The sequence below is a fragment of the Desulfovulcanus sp. genome, from assembly GCF_982781345.1.
In genome coordinates, this window is record NZ_CEYAEZ010000089.1 from 1 (window position 1) to 5733 (window position 5733).

Annotated in this window: 5 protein-coding genes; 4 read left to right on the top strand and 1 reads right to left on the bottom strand. The window is 45.9% G+C overall.

Features of this window, described 5'->3' with window-relative positions:
- Positions 1-362: 362 nt before the first annotated feature.
- The 4 genes from AC3WVG_RS10905 to AC3WVG_RS10920 all read left to right on the top strand — a co-directional run bounded on the left by AC3WVG_RS10905 (position 363) and on the right by AC3WVG_RS10920 (position 4972).
- A complete protein-coding gene (locus AC3WVG_RS10905; protein WP_488798144.1) occupies positions 363-1532 on the top strand; it encodes a zinc-binding metallopeptidase family protein in 1170 nt (389 codons plus the stop codon).
- Positions 1508-2488: a glucosyl-3-phosphoglycerate synthase gene (locus tag AC3WVG_RS10910; RefSeq protein WP_488798145.1), complete on the top strand. Its 981-nt coding sequence runs from the start codon at positions 1508-1510 to the stop codon at positions 2486-2488. Before AC3WVG_RS10905 ends, AC3WVG_RS10910 begins: the two co-directional genes overlap by 25 nt.
- A 68-nt stretch (positions 2489-2556) precedes the next feature.
- Positions 2557-4026 (top strand): glycosyltransferase family protein, encoded by a 1470-nt coding sequence (locus AC3WVG_RS10915; protein WP_488798146.1) that lies wholly within the window; start codon positions 2557-2559, stop codon positions 4024-4026.
- Between the two features lies 1 nt (position 4027).
- Entirely contained in the window at positions 4028-4972 is a 945-nt protein-coding gene (locus AC3WVG_RS10920) for an HAD family hydrolase (protein WP_488798147.1), read from the top strand.
- A 231-nt stretch (positions 4973-5203) separates the two neighbouring features.
- Here the strand turns inward: AC3WVG_RS10920 and AC3WVG_RS10925 are convergent.
- Positions 5204-5733: ArsB/NhaD family transporter (locus AC3WVG_RS10925; RefSeq protein ID WP_488798148.1), on the bottom strand; the 530-nt coding region annotated here is incomplete at its 5' end.

Below are 5733 nucleotides of genomic sequence, written 5' to 3' on the forward strand. Positions count from 1 at the left end.
GAATCGTTGTTGAGTTAATTTTCACGGATCCAGGGGACAATTTTCATAATTTTTTCAATCCTGATTTCTTTCATGCTGGTGCAAATGTCAGGACCCATCTATAGCTTGCTTGCCCAGTCCTTTGCAATGCATTCAAGAAACCAGGATTTCTAATCTGGCAGTCAAAATGGGGTTTGGCCACAGGTTCTTAAATGGACTAATAATTTTCTTAACCTTTATGGGCGATAACCACTTTAGGTGCTCGCTGAAACGAGGACGGGGGAATGCTGTAACAGAGAAACGGTGATGGGGAGGAGCGGTGAAAAAATCTCCAATTCTTCGTTTCTCCCATTCTCCGTTTCAACATCAGGGGGAGGTGACTAATGAATGAAAAGGACTTGAGTAAAGTTTTAGAGCGGGTGAGGGGGCTTACTGCTGAACTGGAACCCTTGCGAGAGGTTCTTTTGGCTAACCTGGTTTTAATCGGTGAAATACCGGCTCCTACCTTTGGTGAACAAAAAAGAGTTTCTTTTCTGGAGGAGCGTTTTGCCGAGTGTGGATTGCAAAATTGTTCCACAGATGAACTGGGCAACGGACTGGCTATTTTGCCTGGAACAAAAGGAGAAGAGACTATCCTTCTCACAGCCCATGCAGACACTCCTTTTGCAGCCAATGAAGACCATACCTATACCTTGAATTCACACCGTGTTCTTGGGCCGGGAGTTGCTGACAACAGTCTGGGACTGGCTGTTCTGGCTACTTTGCCCATCCTACTTGAGAAATTGGATATTCAACTAAAAAACAATCTTCTCTTAATGGCCTCTGTACGCAATCTGGATCAGGGCAATCAGGAAGGATTGAAATTTTTTCTTGCTAACAGCAAACAACCCATCCATGCGGCCATTGTCATTGAAGGCTCACCCCTTGGCCGACTCAATTTTCGCTCCATGGCCTCTCTTGGCGGGATGATCACCTGTCAGATAAACCGCAAGATAAGTCAGGAGAGTGCAATTAATATTTTATGTCAGATTGTAGCGCAGCTTAATGCTATTCATCTGCCTCAGGAAAACCATACTTTTTTTACCCTTGGTTCTATCGGAGGGGGGATTTCTTATAAATATCCGGCCCGCAACGGTTTTCTCAAGTTTCAGTTGCGTAGTAACTGCGACCGGACAATTGAGGAGATAACCGGCTCCATTTATAATATTTTGGATGGCATTGCCCAGCAGCCAGGTGTGTCGGCTCACCTGAAGCAGATCGCCAGCACTAAATCAGGCGGTCTGGATTCAGGCCATCCTTTTGTCCTGCGGGCACGACAGATATTGGATGCCCTTGACATATCCCCACAGGATAGCATCTATTCCCCCATTATTTCTGCCTTTGCGGAGTACCAGGTACCGGCTCTGTGCATAGGCATAACCAATGCGGAAAATGTTAACTATGTGGATGAATTCATTGAGATTGAACCCATTATGAAAGGAGTTGCACAGTTAATTGGTATTCTTATGGCAATTGACGGAGGTTATCAGTGCAGAACATCAACAACTGGTTAAAGTCAAATACTTTTCATCATAGTCAATTTAAAGATATTTCCCGGCTCGTAGAAGAAAAGGAGAAACAAGGCTTAACCATTTCTTTGTGTATTCCAACTTTGAATGAAGAAAAGACCATTGGCAAGGAAGTGGTGATTTTTAAATCAGAGCTGATGGATCGTTACCCATTGATAGATGAATTGGCTGTAATTGATTCCGGCTCTACAGACAGGACCCTGGAAGTGGCAGCCTCCTTTGGAGCGGATGTGTATCTGTCAGCAGAAATACTGCCTCAGATGGGCGCCAAGCGCGGCAAAGGTGAAAATTTATGGAAGGCCATTTATCAACTTAAAGGCGATATTATTGTCTATGTTGATGCGGATATAAAAAATATCCATCCCCGTTTTGTCTATGGCCTGGTTGCACCCCTCATTTATCGTCGCGAGATCAAGTATGTGAAGGCCTTTTACGATCGCCCCCTGGCCCTTTCTGGTCAAATCAGGCCATCGGGAGGCGGTCGGGTAACTGAGATCCTGATCCGGCCTTTATTTTCTTTATTTTTTCCCGAACTAACAGCCCTGGTACAACCTCTTTCAGGTGAATATGCGGCCAGACGGGAGATCCTGGAAAAGATTCCTTTTCCGATAGGTTATGGAGTGGAGACATCCCATCTTATTGATGTCTATTCAGAATGGGGATTGGATGCCCTGGCCCAGACCGACCTTGACCGCAGAGTCCACCGCCACCAGACTACACAGGCTCTCGGCAAGATGGCCTTTGGCATTCTGCGCGTGTTTTTTAAACGGCTTAAACAAAGAGGGATCGTGGAGTGTTTACCTGAGTTGCCCACTTTTTTGCGTCAGTTTCAGGCCCATGGCGAACAACATGAACAGATTGTCTATGAAATTTTTGAGGAAGAAAGGCCTCCCATGATTGAACTAGAGGCCTACCGCAACCAACACAAACATTCACCCTAAATAGTGTTAGCGCTGGCTTTGCCAGCCCAGCTACACTGGATTTAGCAGGGTAAGCACTAACTATCATTATGCGCGTTGCTTTAATTCACTATCATCTTCAACCAGGTGGCGTAACCCGGGTTATCAACCATATTTTAAGGTCGTTGCAGTGTAGCGAGACCAATTTTGTGGTTTTAACCGGTGGGCCTCCACAGGAGGATATTGGCGGGAAATGGCGTCTTATCCCCGGACTACAATATGAGCACTGCCGTCCGGATATTAGTGCCGACCGGCTAGTGCAGGAAATGGAAGAAGCTGCTTATGAAGCTCTGGGCGGGAGACCTGATTTGTGGCATGTGCACAATCCCTCTTTAGGCAAAAATCTTGTCTTACCGTGCGCTTTGCACAAACTGGCCCGGAAAGGTGAGCGTCTTCTTTTGCATATCCACGATTTTGCCGAGGATGGTCGGCCAGGCAACTATCAAATGATGCTCCGGAAAATAGCTGAGGGGAACAGGGATAAGCTTTCTTCTCTGCTCTATCCTGTGGCCACGCATATCCACTACGCGCTCCTGAATAGCCGCGATTTGAATTTTCTCATGCAATCTGGCGGGGATAGCCGCCAGCTTCACCTTTTACCTAATCCCGTAGGTATTGAGAACTTAGATGAAGGGGAGCAGGCTGGTGCAGGCGGGGGTTGCTCTCTGTTGCATGGAAAAAAATTGTGGCTCTATCCCACAAGGGGCATACGTCGCAAAAACATGGGCGAGTTTTTGCTCTGGGCAAGTTTAGCTTCGCAGGAAAATATTTTTGCTACCACCCTGGGGCCACAAAATCCTGCTGCCAGGAGGCAGTTTGAAAAATGGAAAACCCTTGCCCACACCCTCAATCTGCCTGTGCATTTTGAACTGGCACTTCAATATGATTTTACCTCTCTTTTGCAAAAAGCAAATTGTTTGCTAACTACCAGTATAAGTGAAGGTTTTGGTCTGGCTTTTTTAGAACCCTGGCTCTTAAATCGTCCCCTTTTTGGAAGAGACATTCCAGAGATAACATCTGACTTTAAAAAAAATGGATTGACCCTGCCCTGGCTTTACAAACGGCTGGAAGTGCCTGTACAATGGCTGGGACTGAATGTAATTGAACGTAAAGCCAGAGAAGGACTGCAAATGAGTTTTCATGCATACGGCCGTGAACCCGGGCCGGATGATGTAGAGCGAGTTCTTTCCGTATGGATTAAAGATAAAAACGTAGATTTTGGTTGCTTGGATGAAGAGTTACAAACCAGTGTCCTGCACCGGATAGTAAATAATCCCGGAGAGGTTATGTATCTGCACCCCTGTAGCCTGCCGTCTTTTAAAGATATTCAGGCTTGTCTTGCTATCCATCGCCAGATCTTAAGAGAAAAGTATAGTCTTAAGCGTTATGGCCAGCAACTGGAAGCAATTTACAATCAGGTGGCTGCAAGTCCAGTCTCGTCTTTATCTTGTTTGAATGGTGAAAAATTGCTGGACTTATTCCTGGCGCCAGAACGCTTAATGCTGTTAAAAGTTGATTGATATGGACGACACAAAAGAGCTATGCCAGCTTATACATAGTTTAAGCCATCCTTTAAACCCCATTCCCACCAATTGCCCTCCAGAACTTGCTTCTTTACACGTACGGGCCGTTATCTTTGATGTCTATGGTACCATGCTCGTTTCCGCGGCTGGTGATATCGGCACTGACACTAGAGATGCGGCAGCTGACGCTGACGCTAAAGAACGTGTCTTCTGGCAGGCGATAGAAGATGCAGGCCTGGTGACTAACCTCTCCGTGTCTCCGCGCCCACCCGTTTCCGCGTCCCACTTTCCTCGTGTCAAAGATATCAGGGTCACGAACATCTTACAGCAGTTGATCAAAGAGGAACATAACAAAAAACAGGAACAAGGGATAGACTATCCTGAGGTCAATATTCTTGATATCTGGCGCAAAGCAAGTGCTGTCCTGGGGATAGAACAGCTAGATGAGCTTTCCTTGCAAAAATTGGCTCTGGCCTATGAGCTTCGCGTTAATCCGGTCTGGCCCATGCCCGGGCTTAAGGAAACACTTAGCACTCTGCAGCAAAGAGGGATTGTCCTGGGTATCATCTCCAATGCCCAGTTTTATACTCCTCTTATTTTAGAGACCCTGCTCCATGCTTCTCTTCCAGATATTGGTTTCCAGGCAGAGTTTTGTATCTGGTCTTATGAAGAAGGCATGGCAAAACCAGCGGTTAATCTTTTTTCCAGATTACAAAAAAGGCTCCAGAACAAAAATATTTTGCCTCACGAGGTTCTCTATGTGGGGAATGATATGCTTAAAGATATCTGGCCAGCAATGCACATAGGGTGGAAAACAGCCCTGTTTGCTGGCGACAGAAGATCCCTGCGCTGGCGGGAAGGGGATGAGCGGGTAACGGGCTTGAGACCCCAGGTGGTGATTAATGACTTACAGCAGCTTAGCGTGTGTTTGGATAGGATATAAGGTACAAGTTCTTAAAAAATGAGAAATTAACCACTATTAACCATTCGAAGCCTGCAAAAATGGGAATAAACTACCCCTCAATTCTTTGTTAAACATGTTTGCTATCATGCAGCCAGAAGTTTAGGAAATATCAGGGATTTACTTAAAAATTGTCAGAATAATTAAGTGGTTTTTGTTTAGGAAAAAAAGGGGCGCCTTCTGGCACCCCTTTTAGGCTTAATCAAGTAGTATTTACCAGCCCAGGACATAGTAACGTACATAGATATAAACCATGGCTAAGGCAATGGTCATTATGGTTACTGGCACACCATATTTTAAAAAGCGGATAAAGGTAATTTTATGTCCTGCCTTTTCGCTCATGCCAATAACGATAACATTGGCTGAGGCCCCAATGGGAGAACCGTTACCGCCCAGACAAGCGCCTAAGGCCAAAGCCCACCAGACAGGCATCATGGCTGTATGCTGGATGTGTTCCATCGTTGCTGCGTCAGTTAAGCCGTAAACCTTGTGGACCATATCAATGAGCAAGGGGTTCATGGTGGCCACAAAGGGGATATTGTCCACAATAGCTGAGGCAATTGCAGAGAACCACACCAGGACCATCGACAGGGTGAGCATGTTATCCGGCTGGGGGTTGGTTATTTGGATCATTTTTTGCGACATGAGTTCAATAAGCCCGACCTTGACCGTGCCGCCAATAATAATGAACAGGCCAATAAAGAAGAAAATGGTTGGCCATTCCACCTCGGCCAGAATTTCAT